Source organism: Rugamonas fusca (genome assembly GCF_014042365.1).
Classification (GTDB): Bacteria; Pseudomonadota; Gammaproteobacteria; order Burkholderiales; family Burkholderiaceae_D; genus Rugamonas; species Rugamonas fusca.
This window is the reverse complement of the sequence record NZ_JACEZS010000011.1, coordinates 1-17,207: the sequence shown is the minus strand read 5'-3', so window position 1 is coordinate 17,207 and position 17,207 is coordinate 1. Positions and strand designations below refer to the sequence as shown.

General features: G+C 62.2%; 16 protein-coding genes. 8 read left to right on the top strand and 8 right to left on the bottom strand.

Translation table 11 applies throughout. The annotated features are described in order from the left end of the window. Nucleotides 1–231: 231 nt before the first annotated feature. The 8 genes from H3H36_RS13845 to H3H36_RS13810 form a co-directional block, all read right to left on the bottom strand. Entirely contained in the window at nucleotides 232–993 is a 762-nt protein-coding gene (locus H3H36_RS13845; protein WP_182218538.1) for a TorF family putative porin, read from the bottom strand. Between the two features lie 81 nt (nucleotides 994–1,074). Further along, nucleotides 1,075–1,425 carry a hypothetical protein gene (locus tag H3H36_RS13840; protein ID WP_182218536.1) on the bottom strand — a complete coding sequence of 117 codons (351 nt, stop codon included), beginning with the start codon at nucleotides 1,423–1,425 and terminating at the stop codon, nucleotides 1,075–1,077. Nucleotides 1,426–1,554: 129 nt separating this feature from the next. Further along, the gene (locus H3H36_RS13835) at nucleotides 1,555–3,120 is read right to left on the bottom strand and encodes a RimK family ATP-grasp domain-containing protein (RefSeq protein WP_182218533.1); all 1,566 of its coding nucleotides are present in this window, start codon (nucleotides 3,118–3,120) and stop codon (nucleotides 1,555–1,557) included. Between the two features lie 119 nt (nucleotides 3,121–3,239). Beyond that, nucleotides 3,240–4,355 carry a GNAT family N-acetyltransferase/peptidase C39 family protein gene (locus H3H36_RS13830; protein ID WP_182218530.1) on the bottom strand — a complete coding sequence of 372 codons (1,116 nt, stop codon included), beginning with the start codon at nucleotides 4,353–4,355 and terminating at the stop codon, nucleotides 3,240–3,242. Nucleotides 4,356–4,385: 30 nt separating this feature from the next. After that, nucleotides 4,386–5,009, bottom strand: coding sequence for a potassium-transporting ATPase subunit C (locus H3H36_RS13825; protein ID WP_182218528.1), 624 nt, complete (start codon nucleotides 5,007–5,009; stop codon nucleotides 4,386–4,388). 115 nt (nucleotides 5,010–5,124) lie between these two features. Beyond that, on the bottom strand, nucleotides 5,125–5,454 hold the full coding sequence (locus H3H36_RS13820; protein ID WP_182218525.1) for a hypothetical protein: 330 nt from the start codon (nucleotides 5,452–5,454) through the stop codon (nucleotides 5,125–5,127). A 369-nt stretch (nucleotides 5,455–5,823) separates the two neighbouring features. After that, nucleotides 5,824–6,243 carry a hypothetical protein gene (locus tag H3H36_RS13815; RefSeq protein WP_182218523.1) on the bottom strand — a complete coding sequence of 140 codons (420 nt, stop codon included), beginning with the start codon at nucleotides 6,241–6,243 and terminating at the stop codon, nucleotides 5,824–5,826. Nucleotides 6,244–7,521: 1,278 nt separating this feature from the next. Then, nucleotides 7,522–8,553: an AraC family transcriptional regulator gene (locus H3H36_RS13810; protein ID WP_182218521.1), complete on the bottom strand. Its 1,032-nt coding sequence runs from the start codon at nucleotides 8,551–8,553 to the stop codon at nucleotides 7,522–7,524. A gap of 499 nt (nucleotides 8,554–9,052) precedes the next feature. Between H3H36_RS13810 and H3H36_RS13805 the strand changes: the two genes are divergently transcribed. The 8 genes from H3H36_RS13805 to H3H36_RS26690 all read left to right on the top strand — a co-directional run. Next, nucleotides 9,053–9,202: a hypothetical protein gene (locus H3H36_RS13805; RefSeq protein WP_182218518.1), complete on the top strand. Its 150-nt coding sequence runs from the start codon at nucleotides 9,053–9,055 to the stop codon at nucleotides 9,200–9,202. Nucleotides 9,203–9,215: 13 nt separating this feature from the next. Continuing rightward, complete coding sequence (locus tag H3H36_RS13800; protein WP_182218516.1) at nucleotides 9,216–10,076, top strand: alpha/beta fold hydrolase; 861 nt, start codon at nucleotides 9,216–9,218, stop codon at nucleotides 10,074–10,076. 117 nt (nucleotides 10,077–10,193) lie between these two features. Then, the gene (locus H3H36_RS13795; protein WP_182218514.1) at nucleotides 10,194–11,468 is read left to right on the top strand and encodes an MFS transporter; all 1,275 of its coding nucleotides are present in this window, start codon (nucleotides 10,194–10,196) and stop codon (nucleotides 11,466–11,468) included. 92 nt (nucleotides 11,469–11,560) lie between these two features. Then, on the top strand, nucleotides 11,561–12,784 hold the full coding sequence (locus tag H3H36_RS13790; RefSeq protein WP_182218512.1) for a porin: 1,224 nt from the start codon (nucleotides 11,561–11,563) through the stop codon (nucleotides 12,782–12,784). Between the two features lie 82 nt (nucleotides 12,785–12,866). Further along, complete coding sequence (locus tag H3H36_RS13785; protein ID WP_182218510.1) at nucleotides 12,867–13,400, top strand: chemotaxis protein CheW; 534 nt, start codon at nucleotides 12,867–12,869, stop codon at nucleotides 13,398–13,400. A gap of 36 nt (nucleotides 13,401–13,436) precedes the next feature. Next, nucleotides 13,437–15,095 (top strand): methyl-accepting chemotaxis protein, encoded by a 1,659-nt coding sequence (locus H3H36_RS27555; RefSeq protein ID WP_182218507.1) that lies wholly within the window; start codon nucleotides 13,437–13,439, stop codon nucleotides 15,093–15,095. A 150-nt stretch (nucleotides 15,096–15,245) separates the two neighbouring features. Then, nucleotides 15,246–16,886 carry a methyl-accepting chemotaxis protein gene (locus H3H36_RS13775; RefSeq protein ID WP_182218505.1) on the top strand — a complete coding sequence of 547 codons (1,641 nt, stop codon included), beginning with the start codon at nucleotides 15,246–15,248 and terminating at the stop codon, nucleotides 16,884–16,886. A 113-nt stretch (nucleotides 16,887–16,999) separates the two neighbouring features. Next, the coding region (locus H3H36_RS26690; RefSeq protein ID WP_220459735.1) for a hypothetical protein at nucleotides 17,000–17,207 on the top strand (208 nt) is incomplete at its 3' end.

Below are 17,207 nucleotides of genomic sequence, written 5' to 3'. Positions count from 1 at the left end.
CACCCTAAAAGGTCTTGTTTTGATAGTAAGAAGGTTAGCGGAGACGGCCTAAAAGTGTTGTAAAGACTAGGCGCCGCCGCGTAAACAAGGTGTAAAAATTCAGACGCGGCAGCGATCTTGTCTGTCGCGCCTGTCTCCGGCGAAAAAAACCGGGGCCGGACTGCGGATCCGGCCCCGGCAAGCAGCCCGGGGGAGTGTCTGACCAGTCGGCAAGGACCGGCCGGAACGGGCTTAGAAAGTCTTGCTGACGGTCAAGACGAGTGCTGTCTTGCCCAGGAACTTGCCGTTGGCGGGCGAAGCGTAGGCCGTTTCATTGGCGTTGGTGCCGATCACGGCCAGCGCACCGCTGACCACGCCGAAGTCCTTGGTGGCGCCGATCTTCCAGTCGGTATAGCTGGCCACATCCGTGCCCTTCACTTTCTGGTGGCCGGCGTGCAGGTTGATGGTGATGCCTTCGCCCGCTTCGATATTGGCGCCGATGTCCAGGTAGCCGCTGTTCTTGCTATCGACGAAGCCGAACAGGTTCGTCAGCGCGTGCGAATATTTCACATAGGCAGGGCCGGCGCCGATCTGGCCGTAAATTTCGGTGGTATTGGCGTTGGCGAAACCGGCCACATGGCCCAGGTCGTTCGACGGATAGACGTAACTCAGCACGCCTACGTCATAGGACACGGCCTCCGTCACCTGACCGCGCTTGCCCGCATACAGGTCCCATTCGATATCGCCGCTGCCACCCGCGTCCTTGGTCCACTTGATGGTCGACAGCCAAGTGCCGGCATAGAAGCCGGTGGGGTTGTTGGTGTAGTCGAAGCCACCTTGCAGGGCAGGCTTCAGGCGGGTCTGCGAAATGCCACGATAGCGGTAATCCGACACGACGGCGGCATTGAAGGTCGTCTCGTTGTCAGGCTTGGCGGCCGGTGCGGCGTCCTCGGCGTGGACTTGGCCGCCGGCGAATGCGGCCAGAACAGCGGTTGCGAGAATCAGTTTCTTCATGTTGCGGTCTTCCTGTGGTGGGTATAAAAAAGCCGCCGGCACACACCAGCGGTCAAGGTTGAAAGGGGCTGGCGCTCGCGTTCACATCAGCTTGCGCGCAGCGGCGGCGCCACCGGCGCGGATCGAGAAGCGCCCGATTTCCGCATCCGGCAACACATGCAGCACGGTATCCATCACCTGCAATACCAGCACGCGGCTGGCACAGAGCCAGACCTTGATCCGGGCACCGTGTTCGCACGCTTCGATGCGCAAGAAGTCGAGCGCATCGCCGCAAATCTGCATCACAATCTGCCGTAACGCCGTCGCGGAATCCGTCGCCACCGTCATCTGCATCAGGCATGGCGCGCTGGCGTTCCGGCCTGGCGGCGTGCTGCTGACAGGACCGCGCAACGGCCGCCGCTGCGCGGCCTTCGGATAAAAATAGGGATGCATTTGCGCCCTCCGCTTCGATCATTACGATAGGAAACAGCTTATCGGCTTCCCCGTAAAAACGGTCTAAAAAGTGGGGGGCGTGGTGTAAACAGGGCGTATAGATTGATGGAAAAGCCGGGTGGTGCGCCCTCAGCCTCCCGCAGACACGCGCCGCGCCAACTCCCGCAACACGATGCGGTACAGCTCATCGCCCTGCACCCCGTCCTCGATGCCGGCATCGATGTTGGGGTTGTCGTTCACTTCGATCACGACCGGACCGCGTGCCGTCATCTTCATGTCCACGCCATACAGGCTGTCGCCAATCAGGTTGGCGGCCTCCAGCGCGCAGCGCAGCAGCTCCGGCGGCACGGCGTCGAGCGCCACCCCGCGCCCCATGCCGAACTCCGACTTGCCGCTGGCATCGCGCTTGGCCACCTGCCAGTGGCCCTGGGTCATGAAATACTGGCAGGCGAAAATGGGGCGCCGGTTCAGGACGCCGATGCGCCAGTCGAATTCGGTGGGCATGTATTCCTGCACCAGCAGCAGCGAAGAATGGCGCCACAATTCGGCGGCGCCAGCCAGAAACTGCCCCCGGTCGGCCACCTTCGAGACGCCCCGCGAGAACGCGCCGTCCGGCACCTTCATCACCATCGGGTAGCCTATCTCCTGCTCAAGACGGGCGATGTCCTCCGTATCTCCGCGCTGCAACACGTAGGTGCGCGGCGTGGGAACACCGTGCAGCCGCAGCAAGTCGGCCAGGTAGATCTTGTTGGTGCAGCGCAGGATGGAGGTCGGGTCGTCGATCACGGCCATGCCTGCCCGCGCCGCCTGTTTGGCGAAGCGATAGGTGTGGTGCCGGATCGCCGTGGTTTCGCGGATCAGCAAGGCATCATATTTTTCCAGCTGCAGGAAGTCCTTCTTTTCGATCAGCGTGACGTCGATGCCAAGTTCTTGTCCAGCCCGGACAAAGCGTGCCAGCGCCGCCGGGTTGCTGGGCGCCAGCGCCTCCAGCGGATCGTGCAGGATGGCGACGTGGCAGGGGCGTTGACGGGGCGCGTCGTCCGGCCAACCGGCTGCCTCAAAATCCTGCAGTGCGTCATCGAGGCGCGCCTGATGCGGCGGCTCCAGCGAGGCCGGCGACAGGGTGCGCACGGCGCGGATATGCCACCTGTCCGCCAGCTCGATTTCCACCCGCAGCATGGGCGCGGGAAAAGCGGCAAAGACCCGTCGCGCCAGCGCCGCCAGCGGCGCATAGTCGGCCTGGCCAAGGAAGACGTCGACCGACATCCTGGTGGGCACGGCCAGCTTGGCACACTGCGCCAGCGCCGCCTGCAGCGTGTGTTCCAGTTCCCCCAGATCGAGCTGGTAGATGGCCTTGCTGGACAAATCGTTGATCGTCTTCGCCGAGGGGAACACCTGGTGACCGCGTGCCTCTGCCAGCAAGGAGCAGTAGTAACCCGGCGACAGGTACTTGTAGCCCCGGCACAGGTTGATCACCCGGGTTCCGGCCGGATAGTGCAGCGCTTCCGCGCTCAGGTAGCTTGCGGCGTTGACACAGCGTTCCGCCGGCCAGCCTGGCGGCCGGTCCTTGTCGCACTCCAGCACCAGCAGCGGCGCCGGCTCGGGTTCATCGGCGGGGACGTGTTCCAGGCGGTGCCAGCGCGGCTGGGCGGATTGATGGGGAACACTGGCATCGTTCAGTTGAAAGGTAGACATGGATGTGCGGTCAAGTGCGCGTAAGGTGAGAGAGGGCTAGCGGCGGAACAAGTCGAGCCAGTTGCTGGAACGACAGTCAACGCTGGCGCGTACGGCGCTGGCAAGGCAAGGCCGCGAAGTCATTGGGCATCCATCGCCGGCGGCGTGACGCTGGGCGGGTAGATCACCACGACCGCCTTGTTCCCAAGCCGCCCGTATCGCGCCATGCGTTCCAGCTCGTGCCTGGCGATCGCCATGTTGATGCGCTCCTCGCCGCTGCGGTTGCCGGAGTTGTCAGGATCGTGGATGTAGAAAAAATGATCGTCGCAGCCGGTGATGATGACCCAATGCGGCGCCCGCTCGCGGGTCAGCCGGTAGGTCGAAATGAGCACCAGCGCGATGCCGCCCGCCGCGTAGCATTGCAGCAGTTCGGCGGCGCCGGCAAAGCGGTAATGGGTGGGGATGCGGCTTTCGGCCGCCTGGCGCATGAAATCCTCCTGCACCAGTCGGATGACCTCGCGCTTTTCCGCGCTGCGCACGGAATCCTGGAACAGGATGCCATGGCCGTTGACATAGATCGCGCAGGGAAAGCCACGGCGGCGGGCCGCCAGCGCCAGTCCATGCGGGCCGCAGCCGCCATGGCCGGCGGTCATGAAGATGGTGGTCGCCTCGCGCCACAGTTGCAGTTCCAGCGTGCGGTTCAGTTCCAGCCCAGGCTGGAACGCCTTCATGGCCATCATCAGACAGGACGAGCCGCACGTGAAGCCCAGCGTCTGCCGGTAATACGGCGCCCGCGCCAGTTCCGGCCGCAGGTGACGGGTCAGGGTCTTCTCCAGCCGGAAGGCATCCATGCCGTCCTCGTAATAGCCAGCGTGCTGGCCAAAGATGCGGTAGCCACGACTTTGGAACAGGCTCAGCGAAGCCGCATTGTCCTTGCGGATTTCCAGCCGCATGGCCAGGCAGCCCCGTTCCAGCGCGGCCTGCTCGGCCGTCATCAGCAGCGCGGCGGCCACGCCCTGTCCCAGGTACTGCGGGTGGGTGGCGATCGAATACACACGGGCACGCGGCAAGCCTGCCCGGAACAGCAACGTGACGTAGCCGCGCAGTGCGCCGCCGGAGGCATCGAGCAAAGTCAGCGCGCTGCCGCCCGTCAGCAGCCGGCGGAAACTGCGGCGGCTGATGCGGTCGCCGTGAAAGCTGGCCTGTTCGATATCAAGCAAGGCGGGGATGTCATCAACGGTGGCGCGACGTATCATGTGCATCGTGTCCGGCAAGCGCTGGGACGGCTACTGCACGCCGGTGGCGGCCAGGTCCAGCGTCAGGTTCAGTGCCAGCAGGTTGACTTGCCGCTGGTCGTCGCGCCTGGCCTGCGCGCTGGCGCTGACCAGTTGCCGCACCGCTTCCACACTCAGCCTGCGACCGGCGGCAACGCTTTCCGCCTGCCGCTGCGCCTCTGCCAAACTGATTTCCGGCGCGGCAGTGCGGGCGTCCGTCACCAGTTCGATCGGAATCGGCATGATGCTGCCCGGCGCCGCGTTCTGTACGGCGTTGATACGGCGCTGCACCGCCTCCAGCATGCCGGCATCGGTGCCGTTCAATGGCGATTTGTCGCGCTGCCCTGCGGCCTCGCGCCGCGTATCGTGAAAATAAAGCTGTGGCACAGGCCCAGTGGTCGACGGCGTCGGATTTGCTGCCTGGCGTGCTAGGGGCGCGGAGGTGGCACGTCCGGTGTCGGCGGCGACATGCCCCTTGTCGGCGACCGGAAAGGCCAGACCGCAGGTCAGCGCCACAACGCCGAGCAACAGGTAGGCGCGCAGATTGGCGCTGTGGGCGTAACGCAAGCGGTCATGCACCGGCAGGTTGCGCCGTTCGGCATCCTGGTGCTTGGTGCGATAGATTTGTTCATCCATATCCCCTCCCACGAAGTGGTTTCGGTATGAGGCAGGTTAGCGGGAAACGTCTAAAAGATTTATATAAAGTGGCGGCCGCCGCGTATATGTCCAGTAAAGGCCGGCGCTTGCATCGTCATCGGTCGTCGTCGCGGAGCGAGCGCACCAGGTAGCGCAACTTCGGCTCGCGGATCGTGCCGAAGTGGGCGTCCGGCAGATTGAGCGCCACCGCGTCCAGCATCGGCTCTGCAGCGCGCTGCGCTATGCACAGGCAAACGTGGGTCTGGCGGGTCTGGGCGCAGTGTTCGATGCGCATGAACTGCAAGTCGTCGCCGCAGACGCGGCTCACGATCTGGCGCAACATGGTGACGGATTCTGCTGCCACGGTCAGCTTCATCAGGTACAACGGTCCCGGCAGGAGCGGGACGCGACGCTTGGCAGGCTTGATGGCGTGTGAGGGTTGCATTGCGGTACTCGATATCAAAAAATCGATAGCGAGGAGCTTAGCAATTGCCCCGTAAATTATTTCTAAAATGTGCGCCGCTACCTATAAACGCGGCATATATTTTTCTGGACGGGATGCGCCGCCTTTAACGGCGCTCGCCAGCAGCGAACGACTGCATGGGGTGGTGGGATGGTATTGGCATCAAGCGATGAGGGGGAAGCGGGACGGCCAGTCGAACGAGGTACGCATGCAGTACGCACAGCCAACGCGCACGTACTTCATTTCCGCCTCAATTCGTCATGCAAAAGTCGTTGCGCTGCGCCATGCGCACACTTGACGTAACACGCCGCGCAACACGCACGCAACAGCGCCACGATAGGCGCCTATCCGCTATTGGCCGCGAATGTAGTTCTGGCACATGGCCACCAGGTTCGACAGGTCGGCCACGTCCCGGCGCTGACTCAAGAGTTCCAACACAAGTTCCACCTGGACCCGGCTCGGAATAATTTCCGTCGGACTATGTACCATCCAGCCGATGAGGAGCGGCGCAAGTTCTTGCGGGGACAGCGTGGAAACTTCTTTTCGGGTCGGGACGCGGGTGTGATACAGATACTTTCCTCGCTGCTTGGTCGCCCATCTTTCCGCCGCCTTGATGTTTTCAACGGGAATTCCGAACCGATCAAAATCTGCTTGCATGGTTTTTCCGTCAATGACTGCCTGCGCGTCAGGATAGCATGAAAAAATCCGCGTCTCGTTTGGCCCTATCGATGATGCACTGGCGTTGAGCCATTTTGGCATATTCGTAATCACGCCGACGGCTCCTCAGCTCCACCGTCACCAGGCGCCCGCTTCACCCAGAGCCTTCACCAGGGCATCTTGATTTTCGTTTCCGTTGGGCACCTTGTGGCGGGCGCGGCGCAACGCGGCCGTATAATGGGACATCATCGTTTCCAGCTGCCGGTGGCGCCATGCGCGTTCTGCACTACATAAACCGCGTTGTCGTGAGACGCGCTACGGCCCGGCTCGCCAACTTCCTTGCGCTCCGCCCAAGCTTGCAGCCTGGCCCGGCTGTCAGCCTATACCCGGCATTTCTCTATCCAGAACAAGATGAGAAAAATGATGCAGGAAAGAAGCGCCTAGCTTATGTGAGCAATGATGCTGTCCGCATCGTCGTCCCCCATGGGGAAGTGTGGATTTTCCCTGATGGCCATCGCCTGCTCCTGCGACGCGCCAGCAATTAGACCGTCGGGTCGTGGGCTGCAACTGACGCCTTTGGCCCGGCCGTATCCGGGCTGGGATCGGCAACAGCGTGGCGCCGCGTAACCCTGTAGGCCAACATCAGGAAACTATCGCTGCGAAATTTTAATCAAGAAATACAATGGGTCGCTGCCGTCCACATTGACGGCTTGTGACGGCAACGCTCCCGTCGCCACGAATGAAAAACCTTTTGCATCCATGTTTGCATCCATGCGGCATGAGTAACATCGAAGAATCAAGCATTCATGCGGCTTTCAGCGCACTTTTCGATTTCGGCCCGAGCACCAGTAGACTAAAGCTCCTTCATGGGGCTTTTTTCTTTTGAAATCAAGAAACTAAGGTACTGACCAGTACTGAACTAGCCCTCCCCCCGTACCCGCCAATGATGTCCTGGATGGGCTGCCGAACAGAAAAATTGTTCCGGCAAAGCTTGCTGAGTAATCTCCGGACAAACTTTCTTGGTAACACACCCCGGCCTTATTTGGCCGGGCGTGAAAGCAGTCGCCACATTCAAATAGCGCCAACTCCGCTTACTCCCCACCAGTCATGCCACCGATCTACTGTTCGATGGCATACATGGCCGTAATGCGCTGCATGCTGTACAAAGAGTTCAAGTCGTCGATATACCAACCGCTGCCCCTGCGCTTTGGAGCGCATCAGCACCGCCCCGACGTCGTCGATATTCTCCGGAACAAGTCTAATTCAGCGATCACACGCCTGCCACCTGCTCTGGTGCCGCCGATCATGGACCACTGGGGGCCGCAATCATCCCGGACCGGGCCCGCCATCACGCCGAGAATCTGGGTACGTAAATGGCAATGGGGTCCAAGCTCAGGAAACGCCCATGTTTGCGCCACCGCGCATATTAAGTTGGCAATGGCGACGCCATGTACTTGGAGGCAGGCCATGCTGGACCAGGAACCATCGGGTAAATGAAGTTGGCTGAGTGTAGCCGAGCAGCGAAGCGACCTGATCTATGCTATAGCGCGAATGTTGCAGGTACAGTTTTGCGCGCTCGCGACGAATCTGGTTGAGCAGGTCGCCGAAATTGGTGTGCTCGGCTGCCAAGTCCAGCTGAAGCTTACGCACGCTACATTTGAGCGCCTCCGCCACCGGTCGGATGCCGGCGCGCTGCAAGGGCATGAACAAATGCAGCAAGCGGCGTACTCGCATCGTGGTGGTTTCCTCTCTTTGATCAGGTAGGGCGCCGATAAGATGTTCCGCATAGTGCGCCATGTCCGGATCTGCTGTGGTATTCGGGCGATCCAGTTCATACGCAGGGAAGCTCATGCCATTGAACTCGCTGTTAAATACGCAGCGGCAGTGGAAAATCTGGTTATGCAGTTCCAGCGAGCGCGGCGCCCCATGGCGAAAATATATGCAGCGCGGGCTCCACTCCGCACCTAGCAGGGTGCGAAACAGCTTGAGGTTGGAGGCCAGTGCCAACTCCACTGATTGGTGCACAGGCATGACCGTGGTAGTCAGTATTTCCTCCGTTAGCAGGGCCACTTCGCCATCCAGTTCCAGCCGCAGGGCCAGCGATTCATTGATCAACGGCAGGTAACGCAACACCATCTGCAGCGCCGCGCGCAGCGTTGGCTGCTGGGCCAACACCAAGCCCACCACGCCGAAGCCGGACATGCTGCGCGGTTGCGATAGGCGTAGCCCCACCGTGTCGCAAGAAGAGTTCTTGGCGAGATCTTCGATCAGCCGAACCACGTCATCACTAGGTAAGTGGCGGTCTGGTGTGGTCAAGTATTCCAGCGACAATCCTACCTTGTGCAATTCCGTCTCTGGGTCCAGGCCCAGTTGACGTGCTACGTCGGGAAAATTGGCTAGCACGGCGGCACGCATGAAGGTCATTCTGTGTTCCTTGGTTACATACGCCGTATTCGGCGTCTTTTTGCGCAAAATGATGGCATATTTTCGTCAAATGGCATTCTAACGTAATGAAATATAGCCAGCCCGGTCTGAATAATTCAAGAAAATCGAACTGTTGCCGCAGTCGGCAAGCATGCGCAACTGGCAACGCAAGTATCGAACCGAGGCCGTCAGGCCTCAGCAGCCCGTACTGGACCGGCCGCAGCAACTAACCTCCTCGAGTGGCAGCCCTGGCCGACGGGGCACATCGGGGAAATTGGCCAGGATGACTGTCCGCATTGGGGCTCATCAGAATGTCTTGGCAGCTTATTTGCCTGGAATTGGGCACTTTGCACGAAATGACAGTTTTTTTTCGCCAAAAGGCAGGCCAAATAAATGAGGTAAAGCTATAGTAAGCCAACGTCCAAGCGCGCCGTATAGGTAGGCGACGATTTAAGACGATAACTGCGTGCTATGAACATGCTATCTTGGAGACGAATCGATGAAGATCAAACAACGCATCTGCGCCTTGGGCGCTGAGCTAAAAAATATCCACCCGGTCGATGCCATCGACAATGACGGTTTGTGTGCTTCCATCCAGCAAGCATTTCTCGAACACAAAGTGCGGTTCCTGCGCACCTACCCAGTCTGAGCAGGGGCTATTCATGACACAAGCACTCTCCCATCATTACGCCCAACTGGGTGACGTCCGGCTGCATTACGTGACCGCTGGCAGCGGGCCGACTGTGGTGTTCCTGCACGGCTGGCCGCAGACCTGGTACATGTGGCGCGACATCCTGCCCGCGCTGGCGGCCGACTACCGCGTGGTGGCGGTGGACTTGCGCGGCCTGGGCGACTCCAGCCGCCCCGCCGGCGGTTACGACACCCGCACCGTGAGCCAGGACGTGTGGCGCCTCATGCATGACGAACTGGGTTGCGAGCGGTTCCATGTCGTGGCGCACGACTGGGGCGGACCGGTCGCATACGCGCTGGCAGCCCAGCACCGGCGGGCTGTGCGTAGCATCTCCGTGTTCGACGTGCCGGTGCCGGGCGACGGCGCGCCGCTGGCGGCGATGGCGCGCTGGCATTTCGGTTTCCACGGCGAACCGGACTTGCCGGAAGTACTCGTCGCCGGACGCGAAGACGTCTACCTGCGCTACTTCTTCCGCAAGGGAGGGGCCCGCCCCGACGCCATCAGCGAGGATGCGCAGCGCGAATATGTGCGCGCCTACAGCCAGCCTGGCGCCATGCGGGCCGGCTTCAATTACTACCGGGCCTTGCCGCAGGACGTGGCCGACAACCAGGCCTTCCTGGCCGAAGGCAAGCTGGACATGCCCGTGCTGTGCTACGGCGGCGGTGCCCCCGGCGTGGGGCGCGGCATGGCCGCCATGGAATCGTGGCAACGTGTGGCGCATACTGTACGGGGCGGCGTGGTCGAGGACGCTGGCCACTGGATCGCCGAGGAACAGCCAGCCTGGGTGGTGCGCCAGTTGCAAGCTTTCTTGGGTGAACAGGGCCGCGACTGAGACGGCGCCGGCGGCACGGCTTCCTCGCGGGGAGCCAGCCTGCCATTTCGTGCGCCGCATGCGCGGCCGCGTTACCGCGCCAGTCGGCGCAACGATACATTCCTTAGAGGTCACAAGATGCTCACGCGTTATCCCAAGCTGGTACTGACCGTACTTCTGTTTATCAATATTATTGCCTATGTGGACCGCAGCATGCTGCTGGGCTTTTCGCCCCAGATCACGCAGGACCTCTCTCTGACCAACACCCAGTTCGGTTTTCTGTCCGGGGCCGCATGGGTGCTCAGCTACAGCGTCATGGTGCTGGTGTTCGGTACGCTGGCAGACCGCTACAGTCGCACAGTCATTATCGCCGGCGGCATGTTGATCTGGAGCTTCTGCACGGCCGCCTCTGGTCTGGCGAATGGCTTTGGTGCAATGCTGGCGGCGCGCTTCCTGGTGGCGGCCGGCGAGGCGGCCCTGGTGCCGTCAGCAACGGCCATATTGGCCGACCTGTTTGACCAGCGCCGGCGCAGCACGGCCAACGGCCTGTTTTTCATGGGCATACCACTGGGCATCGGCCTTGCATATCTGCTCAGCGGAACAGTCGGGGCCAGTATCGGCTGGCGCGGCACCTTCCTCGTGCTCGGTGGATTGGGCGTGGCGATGGCCTTGGGCGTGGCGCTGGTGCGCGATACGGGCCCGCGGGGTCATGCCGCACGCGGCGAGAATTTCCTACCGCAACTGGGCGCCGTATTGCGTTGCATACGCAGCCAGCCGGCCCTGATACTGGTGCTGGCAGGCTTTGTCGTGGTGCACCTGGTGCTGGCGGAGAGCACGTTCCTGCAGCTATGGCTGGTACGTGAGCGGGGCGCGGCCGAAGCCCAGATCGCCCGCCAGATCGGCATGCTGCAAATCGCATTTGGCTGCGTCGGTGCGGCCGGCGGCGGCTACGTGGCCGATCGGCTGGCGCGTGGTTCGCGCTGGCGCCTGGCGCTGTTTCCGGCGCTGTCGACCCTGCTGTGCGCGCCGCTGATGCTGGCCAGCCGGTTCGTTGCGGCCGACAGCGCGCTGCTGACCGTGGGCTTGGCAGCCAGCGCATTCCTGCCGTTTTCCGTGTACGGCAGCGCACTCAGCCTGATCCAGGGCAGCGTACCTGGTCATCTGCGTGCTTCCATCGTCGGCTTCACCATGATGTGCATTAACGTTATCGCGCTCGCGTTGGGAACGCTGCTGCTTGGCTTCGCAAGTGACCGGATGGCCGCCTTCGGTGTCGCCCATCCATTGACCACGGTCCTGATGGGCACGGACATGGCTGTCGGCCTGGCAGCAGTCTGCTTCGGACTGGCTGCGCGCCAAATCATGAAGGCGTCAGCCCACAGCCATAGCAAGTCGATGGCGACACGGGAAGCCTGACGCCGGTCGCGCCGCCGCAAGCGCGGCGCAAGAAGACACCACGCGTTCGACCATTGCCCGCTGGTGGCAATGGTCTTTGCGCGTCCAACTCAATGAAAATGTACCTGAGAATGAAAAGAAAAGGACTCTACGCGACCGGCCTTGCAGTGATGGCCGGGCATGTCATGGCCCAATCCGATGTCCGGTTGTATGGCGCACTGGATGCGGGGCTGCTAAACATCACGAACACCAGTGGCGGGACGGGCTATCTGCCGGGCAAAGTCAATGCTGGCACCTTGCGGGCGTTGAAGGACGGCGGCATCAGCACCAGCAATTGGGGCCTGAGCGGCAACGAGACCTTGGGCGGGCAGCTCAAGGCGCTGTTCCAATTGCAGGGCAACGTGAACCTTGCGAACGGCAGCGGCGGTGGCCCCAACAGCAATTCGGCCACCTCTCTGTTCAACCAAATGGCGGTCATCGGCCTGTCCGGGGACTTCGGCACCATCAAGCTGGGTCGGCAGGCGTCGCCGACGTATTTTGCCATGGCTAGCACGGATGCGCGTGGCGCCCGCTATTTCGGCAGTGCCTTGAACGGCCTCGTGGCCTTGAACAGCGCCAGCAAGGCATTCATCGGCAATAATTCCAATGTCGCATTCGGCACCATCTACAACGACAATGCCCTGGTCTACACATCGCCGACAATCGGTGACGTGACGTTCAACGTCGGCTATGCGGCAGGCGAAAGCGGAGGGAGCGTTCGTGCCAATTCCCAGCAGAGCCTCACCGCCGTGTATCGGGCGAACGACTGGACCTTGTCGGCGCTGTACTACAACGGTTATGGGAATGATGTACCGGTTGCCACCGCGCTCTATGGCAAGGCGCTCGGCGACAAGGCGCCGGCCGCTGTGGCCGCCGCAGGGCTGGTGCCGACCGCCAACACCAACCGCCTGGTATCGCTTGGCGCGCTCTACCGTTGGAACGCCTACAAGGTAAGTGGGGCGCTCTACCGTGCCACCAATCCGGCCCATGCAGTATTGCCGGGAGGAGCGGCGAGCCTGGGGATGTGGACGCTGGGCGCCGGGTGGGATATCTCGCCCGCTGTCAACCTGACGACCGGCTATTACCGCATCACGGATCACACGAATGTGGGTAACCAGGCCTCGCAAAGTGCCGTCGGCCTCGACGTCCTGTTGTCAAAGCGCACCCTTCTTTACCTGGTGGGCGCACGGGTGCGCAACCAGGGGGCGAACATGAACTTCAGCCCGGTCTACGCCACCGCCGTTGCGGCCAACAGCAATGCACGCGCCGTCATGGCCGGCACCCGCCACACATTTTGACCTGGGGCGTAGCCGCCGCAAAGGCAGCGCCGCGGCCCCGCCGTGGCAGCCTCGCCCATCACTCACGGAAGAGACCAAGAAGATGAACACCGCAGTAGCAGCAAGCACGGCCCAGGCCATGCAATCGTCCGCAGCCGGGGCGGGGGAATACCTGAGTTTCCGCAACGGTGCCGAAGAGTATGGCATTGACATTCTCAAGGTGCAGGAGATACGCGGCTATGAAGTCCCCACGCGTATTGCCAATGCGCCGGCGCACGTGCTTGGGGTGCACAACCTGCGCGGGCTCATCGTTCCTGTGCTCGATATGCGCATCCGTTTGGGGATGGCCGACGTGGCCTACGACGGTCACACCGTGACGATCGTACTCAATATTGGCGATCGCGTCGTTGGCATGGTAGTGGACGGCGTTTCCGACGTGGTGGAGCTGCGGCACGACCAGATCAGGCCGGTGCCGGAATGCGGCGTCGCCGCCGCCACCTTGCATGTCAACGGCATCGCCACCATCGATCTGCCAGAGCGGCAACGCATGTTGATCTTGCTCGACATCGAGCAACTTGTCGCCAGCGGCGCGGTGCTGCCGGCGCACGCGGCCGACGCGCACACTCCGGTGGCCTGAACCAGATTGTATGCAACACCAAAGAAAGACTAATCCATGAAATTCAAGAACATGAAAATCGGCACCCGCCTGGCGGCCGTCTTTTCCCTGCTGACGGTGCTCATCATCGCCATTGCCGCCGTTGCGCTTACCAGCATGGACAGTGTCAACACTGCCACCGACGTCATCGTCAACGACCGGTACGCGAAGGTGGCGCTTTCCACCGACATCCGCAATGAGGTGAACTTGCAGGCGCGCTACCTGCGCAATGCCATTATCGGCGCACAGGACCCGGCGGAGTTGAAGTCCTCGCTGGCCAAGGTGGATGAGTCGACGGCCAGGATTACGCCCATGTTCGACCAGCTCAAGGCCCTGGCCAACACCCCCCAGGGCTTACAGCTGGCCAATGACCTTGAGCAAAAGCGCAACGCCTACATCAAGGCGCGCCAGGCAGCCGTGGCGCTGCTGACGGAGGGCAAGGTCGAGGCGGCGGGGGCCTATGTGCTCAACGAGTTGCGCGAGCCGCAGAACATCTATGTTGCCACGCTGGGCAAATTGATCGAATTCCAGACCCAGAAGATGCAGGAGGCGACCACCAAGGCGCTGGCCGACGGTCGGGTCACCACGCGGCGCGTGTTGGTGTTGAGCGCGCTGGCGGTGCTGGTCGCCGTGGCGGCCAGCATCGCCATTACCCGGTCGATCGTCGGGCCGCTGGCACAGGCTGTGCAACTGGCGGGTAACGTGGCCGCCGGCGATCTCACGTCCGTGGTGCGCGTCGAATCCAGCGACGAGACCGGCCAGCTGCTGACGGCGCTCAAAGCCATGCAGGATGGCCTGGTGCGCGTTGTTGGCCAGGTACGCGGCGGCTCCGAGAGCGTGGCATCGGCCAGCGCCCAGATCGCCAGCGGCAACATGGATCTGTCCGGTCGCACGGAGGAACAGGCCAGCGCGCTGGAGCAAACCGCAGCCAGTATGGAGGAACTGGGCACGACCGTTCGACAGAACGCTGACAATGCCCGCCAGGCCAACCAGCTGGCGCAAAGCGCGTCGGCGGTCGCACAGCAGGGGGGCAGCGTGGTGGCACAGGTGGTCGATACCATGAAGGAGATCGATGCGGCCAGCAGGAAGATTGCCGACATTATCGGCGTCATCGACGGTATCGCGTTCCAGACCAATATCCTGGCGCTCAATGCCGCCGTCGAGGCGGCGCGCGCCGGCGAACAGGGGCGCGGCTTCGCCGTGGTGGCCACGGAAGTGCGCTCGCTGGCCGGGCGCAGTGCCGAGGCTGCCAAGGAAATCCGTCAGCTGATCGGCGCCAGTGTGGAGCGAGTCGAACGTGGCAGCGCGTTGGCCGACCAGGCGGGCAGCACAATGCGCGACGTCGTCGAGAGCATCGTGCGCGTTACCGACATCATGGGCGAAATCAGCGTCGCCAGCGGCGAGCAGAGCACGGGCGTGGCGCAAGTCGGTGAGGCGGTGGGGCAGATGGATCAGGCTACCCAGCAGAACGCCGCCCTCGTCGAGGAAATGGCGGCTGCTGCGGCCAGCCTGAAGGACCAGGCCGGCGATCTGGTGCAAGCAGTGAGCGTGTTCAAGTTGACCGACGTTCCGGTGCCTGCCAGCGTGCAGGCACTGGCGGCGCCGCGCCGCCCGGCGCGGTCCGTCCTGCCATCGAGCGTTCGCAAGACCGGCACGGACAATTGGGAAGAGTTCTAAGCGGACCGCATCCGACGCTGGTCAGCCTTGGCCGGCGGTCTCTTTGTTTGATGGCGCTTGCCCAAGGCGCCAATGCCATCGCGTGCCCGCTTGCTGCGCACGCGGTTTATTTTTTCAAGGCAGCATCTCTTAATCTTGAGGTACAACGGCATGCGCACCAATTTGCCCATCACTCAAATCGAATATATCCTGGCCCAAGGCATGACGTTGGTGTCGACGACCGACACCAAGGGGCGCATTCTCTATTGCAACCCCGCTTTCATCGAAGTGAGTGGGTTCAGTCGGGAGGAATTGCTGGGCCAGCCGCATAATCTGGTGCGGCACCCGGATATGCCGGCGGAAGCGTATCGCGACATGTGGGCCACCATCGGCGCCGGCAAGCCGTGGGCGGCGCCGGTCAAGAATCGCCGCAAGAATGGCGATTACTACTGGGTGATGGCCAACGCCACGCCGTTGATGGAGAACGGCAAGCCGGTTGGCTTCATGTCAGTACGCACGAAGGCGACACGCGAACAAATACGTGCCGCCGAGGAGCTCTACGCCCAGCTGCGGCTGGCACCGGGCAGCGGCAGGCGGGCGCCGCGCCTGTCCGGCGGCCGCCTGGTGCGCGACGATTGGCGGGGGCGGCTGGCGCGCTGGCTGCGCTTCGGCCTGTCCACCGATATCTTGCTGGCGCTGCTGGCGGTGGTGCTGACCAACGCGATGGCCACGGCTCTGATGCCGCAAGACGGGGGCATGGCCACTGGTCTGCTGGCTGGCTTCAAGCTCTTGACCCTGCTGTGTGGCTGGCAATACCTGACGCGGCGCGTCGTCGAGCCGCTTGATGCGTTGATCAAAGCCGCCAATACCATGGCCGCAGGTGACCTGAGTCAGACCGTGCAACACAGCCGTCACGACGAGATGGGCCGGTTGCAGCAAGCCCTGAGCCAGTTGAACGTCAACATGCTGTCTATCGTGCGCGATGCGCGGGAACAGAGCCTGGCGCTGCTGCAAGGCGCAGGCGAAATAGCGCAGGGCAACTTGGACCTGTCGTGCCGCACGGAGCTGCAGGCGGCGAATCTGGAAAAGACGGCTACCGCCATTGAGCAGATTACCGGCACAGTACGCCAGACCGCCGACGCGGCCGAACAGGCCAACCAGATGGCCGAGCAGCTGAGCGCCGTGGCCGAACGCAGCAGAGTCGCAGTGGATGATGTCAACGGCACGATGTTGGAAATTCAGGCCGCGTCCGGACGCATCGGCGAGATCACCCAGATGATAGACAGCATCGCGTTCCAGACCAATATTCTGGCGCTCAATGCCGCAGTCGAGGCGGCACGGGCCGGTGAGCAGGGACGCGGCTTTGCGGTGGTGGCGACCGAAGTTCGCGCCTTGGCGCAGCGCACCTCCAGCGCCGCCAAGGAAATCAAACAGCTTATCGACGACTCCGACGACAAGGTGCGGCAAGGCTATGCGAAAACGGAAGCAGCGCAGGCAACTTTGCACGATGCCGTCACCGGCGTGCGCAGTGTCACCTCCCTGGTGCATGAAATCAGCGGCGCGGCCCGTGAGCAGTTGTCTGGCATTTCGGAGATCAATCTAGCGGTCGCGGAACTAGATGGGATCACACAGCAGAACGCCGCGATGGTCGAGCAGATCGCGGCGTCGGCCAATTCACTCAAGGAGATGGCGCGTTCTGTGACTGAGACCGTGCAGATATTCCGTGTCCAGTCCGGGGCGCCGGCCGCACCTGACGCGGTGGCGCTGCGTCGCGAGATGAAACAACAATACATCGCAACGACGCTTCGCTGAGGCTGCCGCGTTTCCCTTGCTTACTCATTTTTTGAAGTTCAGCCACTCACCACGCGTAAGGCAGCCTGCCAGTGCCAAGACGTCGAGAGTGAGCGCTACTGTAAAGACTGCATATGGTTTCACCCTCTAGTTCAAGCGACGCACCCCGCCAGCGACGGCCGAAGGATTATGCGGCGATTTCGTGGCTACTGGCCTTCCTGGCTTGCCTGTACGTCGGCACCAGCATGGTGCGGCTTTATTACCAAAAGCGGCAGCTGGAGGATCAGGTTGCCCAGCAATTGCAAAACATCTCGGTCAGCATGAAGCGCAGCCTTGCGTTGC

What these genes read in the sequence shown, in the direction of transcription:
- H3H36_RS13805 (WP_182218518.1), top strand. Translation starts at nt 9,053, where the DNA reads ATGAAGATCAAACAACGCATCTGCGCCTTGGGCGCTGAGCTAAAAAAT.
- H3H36_RS13810 (WP_182218521.1), bottom strand. Translation starts at nt 8,553, where the DNA reads ATGACCTTCATGCGTGCCGCCGTGCTAGCCAATTTTCCCGACGTAGCA.
- H3H36_RS13800 (WP_182218516.1), top strand. Translation starts at nt 9,216, where the DNA reads ATGACACAAGCACTCTCCCATCATTACGCCCAACTGGGTGACGTCCGG.
- H3H36_RS13775 (WP_182218505.1), top strand. Translation starts at nt 15,246, where the DNA reads ATGCGCACCAATTTGCCCATCACTCAAATCGAATATATCCTGGCCCAA.
- H3H36_RS13790 (WP_182218512.1), top strand. Translation starts at nt 11,561, where the DNA reads ATGAAAATGTACCTGAGAATGAAAAGAAAAGGACTCTACGCGACCGGC.
- H3H36_RS13830 (WP_182218530.1), bottom strand. Translation starts at nt 4,355, where the DNA reads ATGATACGTCGCGCCACCGTTGATGACATCCCCGCCTTGCTTGATATC.
- H3H36_RS13825 (WP_182218528.1), bottom strand. Translation starts at nt 5,009, where the DNA reads ATGGATGAACAAATCTATCGCACCAAGCACCAGGATGCCGAACGGCGC.
- H3H36_RS13820 (WP_182218525.1), bottom strand. Translation starts at nt 5,454, where the DNA reads ATGCAACCCTCACACGCCATCAAGCCTGCCAAGCGTCGCGTCCCGCTC.
- H3H36_RS13840 (WP_182218536.1), bottom strand. Translation starts at nt 1,425, where the DNA reads ATGCATCCCTATTTTTATCCGAAGGCCGCGCAGCGGCGGCCGTTGCGC.
- H3H36_RS27555 (WP_182218507.1), top strand. Translation starts at nt 13,437, where the DNA reads ATGAAATTCAAGAACATGAAAATCGGCACCCGCCTGGCGGCCGTCTTT.
- H3H36_RS13795 (WP_182218514.1), top strand. Translation starts at nt 10,194, where the DNA reads ATGCTCACGCGTTATCCCAAGCTGGTACTGACCGTACTTCTGTTTATC.
- H3H36_RS13785 (WP_182218510.1), top strand. Translation starts at nt 12,867, where the DNA reads ATGAACACCGCAGTAGCAGCAAGCACGGCCCAGGCCATGCAATCGTCC.
- H3H36_RS13835 (WP_182218533.1), bottom strand. Translation starts at nt 3,120, where the DNA reads ATGTCTACCTTTCAACTGAACGATGCCAGTGTTCCCCATCAATCCGCC.
- H3H36_RS13845 (WP_182218538.1), bottom strand. Translation starts at nt 993, where the DNA reads ATGAAGAAACTGATTCTCGCAACCGCTGTTCTGGCCGCATTCGCCGGC.